Source organism: Bradyrhizobium sp. (assembly GCF_016462955.1).
Lineage (GTDB): Bacteria > Pseudomonadota > Alphaproteobacteria > Rhizobiales > Xanthobacteraceae > Bradyrhizobium.
Window position 1 is genome coordinate 1 of sequence record NZ_JAEMSD010000683.1, and the last position, 2,955, is coordinate 2,955.

Genomic DNA, 2,955 nt, shown 5'->3' on the forward strand with positions numbered 1-2,955 from the left:
GCGCGGAGGCTTGCATCGACATCGTCAGCCTTGGCGGCTTTGCCGCCGCGCGCGCCCTCTCGAGCGGCTTCAACGACGAGCCCGCGCGCGCCTCGCGTCCGTTCGATCAAAAGCGCGACGGCTTCGTGATGGGCGAAGGCGCCGGCATCCTGGTGATCGAGGCGCTCGAGCATGCGCTGGCACGCGGTGCGCGGCCGATCGCGGAGATCGTCGGCTACGGCACGACGGCTGACGCCTATCACATGACCTCGGGCCCACCCGATGGCGACGGCGCCCGCCGCGCCATGGAGATCGCGCTGCGGCAGGCGAGGCTTGCGTCGGGGGATGTTCAGCATCTCAATGCGCACGCGACCTCGACCCCGGCCGGCGACGAGAGCGAACTCGGCGCGATCGCCGCGCTGTTCGGCCGCGACCGCAGCATCGCCGTCAGCGCGACCAAATCGGCCACGGGCCATCTGCTCGGCGCTGCCGGCGGCCTGGAGGCGATCTTCACCGTGCTCGCTCTGCGCGACCAGACCGCGCCGCCGACGCTCAATTTCGAGAATCCGGATCCCGGCGCTGAAGGCATCGACATCGTTGCTGGCGCAGCGAGAGCGATGCCGATGCAGAACGCCATCTCGAACGGGTTCGGCTTCGGCGGGGTGAACGCCAGCGTGATCTTCCGCCGGATGGGCTAGCGAGAGGGCCTTGCAATCGCCGCTCGCTCCGTTACGAAAACAGGATGATCGAGCCCAATTTCTGGCATTTCCTGGCCGCCGCCTTCCTCATTGCCGCCGTTCCCGGCCCAGGCATCTTCTACGTTGCCGCGCGGACTTTGTCGGAGGGACGCGCCAGCGGTTTCGCCTCGACTGCGGGCACGGCGCTGGGCGGGCTGGTCCATGTCGTGGCGGGCAGCCTTGGCATCTCCGCGATCATCCTGGCCAGCGCGGAGCTGTTTTCCGCCGTGAAATTCGTCGGGGCACTCTATCTGGTCTGGCTCGGCATCAAGACCTTTCGCAGCGCCGGCCGCGTGATGGAGCTCGGGAGCGAGCCCACCGGCGACAAGCACGCCTTCCGCGACGGCGTGCTGGTCGAGGCGCTGAATCCGAAGACCGCGGCGTTCTTCCTCGCTTTCATTCCACAGTTCCTCGATCCCACGGGATCGAACCCGACGCTGCAGTTCATCATGTTGGGCGCGATCTCAGTGGCGTTGAACACGCTGGCCGACATCGTCGTGGTGCTGATGGCCTCGGCGACGCGCACGCAGCTGATCGGACGGCCAAAGCTGATGCGGCGCCTCACGCAAGGCTCGGGCGTCTTCATCGCCAGCCTCGGCCTCACGCTCGCGCTGGCGCGGCGGCCGGTGAATGGATAGCGACACGATGCTCGCCCCGCAAGACCGCTTCTATGAATCGCAGGGCCTGCGGCTGCATTATGCCGACTGGGGCAACGAGGGTGCGCCGGTCCTGATCCTGGTCCATGGCGGCCGCGATCATTGCCGCAGCTGGGATCACATTGCCCGATCGTTGCAGCCGCATTTTCACGTGCTCGCGCCGGACCTGCGCGGCCACGGCGACTCCGACTGGACCAAGGGCGGAAGCTACGCGCTGACCGAATATGTCTACGATCTCGCACAGCTCCTTCGCACCGTTGCAGCGCCTGAAGTCACTCTCATCGGCCATTCGATGGGCGGCATGGTGAGCCTGATCTTCTCGGGCTCATTCCCCGAGTTCGTGACCAAGCTCGTCGTCCTCGACGGCGTGACCATGCTGCCGGATGCGACGAAGCCGCCGGTGCACGAGCGCATCGCCAAATGGGTGGCGCAGCTCGACAGACTGCACGACCGGGCGCCACGCCGCTACGCCACGCTCGAGGCTGCGGCCGCGCAGATGATGCTGCACAACAAGCGCCTCGACCGCGCCCTGGCGCTGCATCTCGCCACGCACGGCGCGCGGCAGAACGAGGACGGCACCTATAGCTGGAAGTTCGATCCTTATCAGCGCGCCTCCGCGCCGCACCGGCTCTGGCCGGACGACCACGTCGCCCTGTGGTCGCGCATCGCCTGCCCGACGCTGCTGCTCCATGCCGGCGAAAGCTTTCTGGCCGGCGCCAAGGCGGCAGGACTGGAGCGCTATTTCCAGAACGCGCACATCGAGACCATCGCCGGGGCAGGACACTGGCTGCAGCACGACAAGCCGCAGGAGGTGTTGGGCGAGATCCGAAGGTTTTTGGGGCTCGACGAGAACGAAGCCGGTTAGCTCGGTCTTTGTAGCCCGCATGAGCGAAGCGACATGCGGGATGCCGCGAGGCAGGTATCCCCGGATATCGCTTCGCTCATCCGGACCACGCAGCGCCGTTGAGGGAATTGGTTAGCTCAACGTGCCCGCATGCACCCACCAGCCGGGGTGATCGCGCCGGATCCTTTCGGCGGCGGCATGCGCCTCGGCCGGGGCGCCATAGATCGCAAAGCACGTGGCACCGGAGCCGGACATGCGCGCAAGCTTGGCGCCGGCGGAACCGCGCAAGGCTTCCAGCACCTCGCCGATCACGGGCTCGATGCGCATCGCGGGCGCTTCGAGATCGTTGGCGACATCTTCGAGCACCTCGACCCAATCGGTGACCGAGGCTCCCTCATCCGGCCAAGCGGGAGCGCGGATCACGTCGGTGACGCCGACCAGAAGCTCGCCGTTGCGCAAGCCCAGGGCCTGGAACACATCCTTGGTGGCAACAGGCACACGCGGATTGACCATCACACAGGGCATGCTCGGCAGCGCCAGCGGCAGCAACTGCTCGCCGACGCCGGTCATGTCGCAGGCGCGCGAGAGGAGACACACCGGCACGTCGGCGCCGGTCGCGAGCGCGACCTTCTGGAGGCGGGGATCATCGAGCGACAGATCGTTGAGACGCGCCAACAGCCGCAATGAAGCGGCGGCATCGGCCGAACCACCACCGATGCCGGCGGCAACCGGAAGCACC

4 protein-coding genes are annotated in these 2,955 nt (G+C 67.2%); 3 read left to right on the forward strand and 1 reads right to left on the reverse strand.

Annotation, left to right across the window (positions count from 1 at the left end; genetic code table 11):
* From JHD07_RS36810 to JHD07_RS36820, 3 genes are all read left to right on the forward strand, one after another.
* Positions 1–677 (forward strand): beta-ketoacyl synthase N-terminal-like domain-containing protein (locus JHD07_RS36810; protein WP_291631121.1); only part of this gene is annotated, 677 nt, incomplete at its 5' end.
* Positions 678–721: 44 nt separating this feature from the next.
* The gene (locus JHD07_RS36815) at positions 722–1,354 is read left to right on the forward strand and encodes a LysE family translocator (protein ID WP_291631123.1); all 633 of its coding nucleotides are present in this window, start codon (positions 722–724) and stop codon (positions 1,352–1,354) included.
* Positions 1,355–1,361: 7 nt separating this feature from the next.
* Entirely contained in the window at positions 1,362–2,237 is an 876-nt protein-coding gene (locus JHD07_RS36820; protein ID WP_291631127.1) for an alpha/beta hydrolase, read from the forward strand.
* Positions 2,238–2,348: 111 nt separating this feature from the next.
* On the opposite strand, the gene JHD07_RS36825 is transcribed toward JHD07_RS36820, so the two are convergent.
* Positions 2,349–2,955 (reverse strand): 4-(cytidine 5'-diphospho)-2-C-methyl-D-erythritol kinase (locus tag JHD07_RS36825; RefSeq protein WP_291631125.1); only part of this gene is annotated, 607 nt, incomplete at its 5' end.

Excerpts from the sequence above, each read along its gene's own strand:
- JHD07_RS36815 (WP_291631123.1), top strand. The coding sequence starts at position 722 with ATGATCGAGCCCAATTTCTGGCATTTCCTGGCCGCCGCCTTCCTCATT.
- JHD07_RS36820 (WP_291631127.1), top strand. The coding sequence starts at position 1,362 with ATGCTCGCCCCGCAAGACCGCTTCTATGAATCGCAGGGCCTGCGGCTG.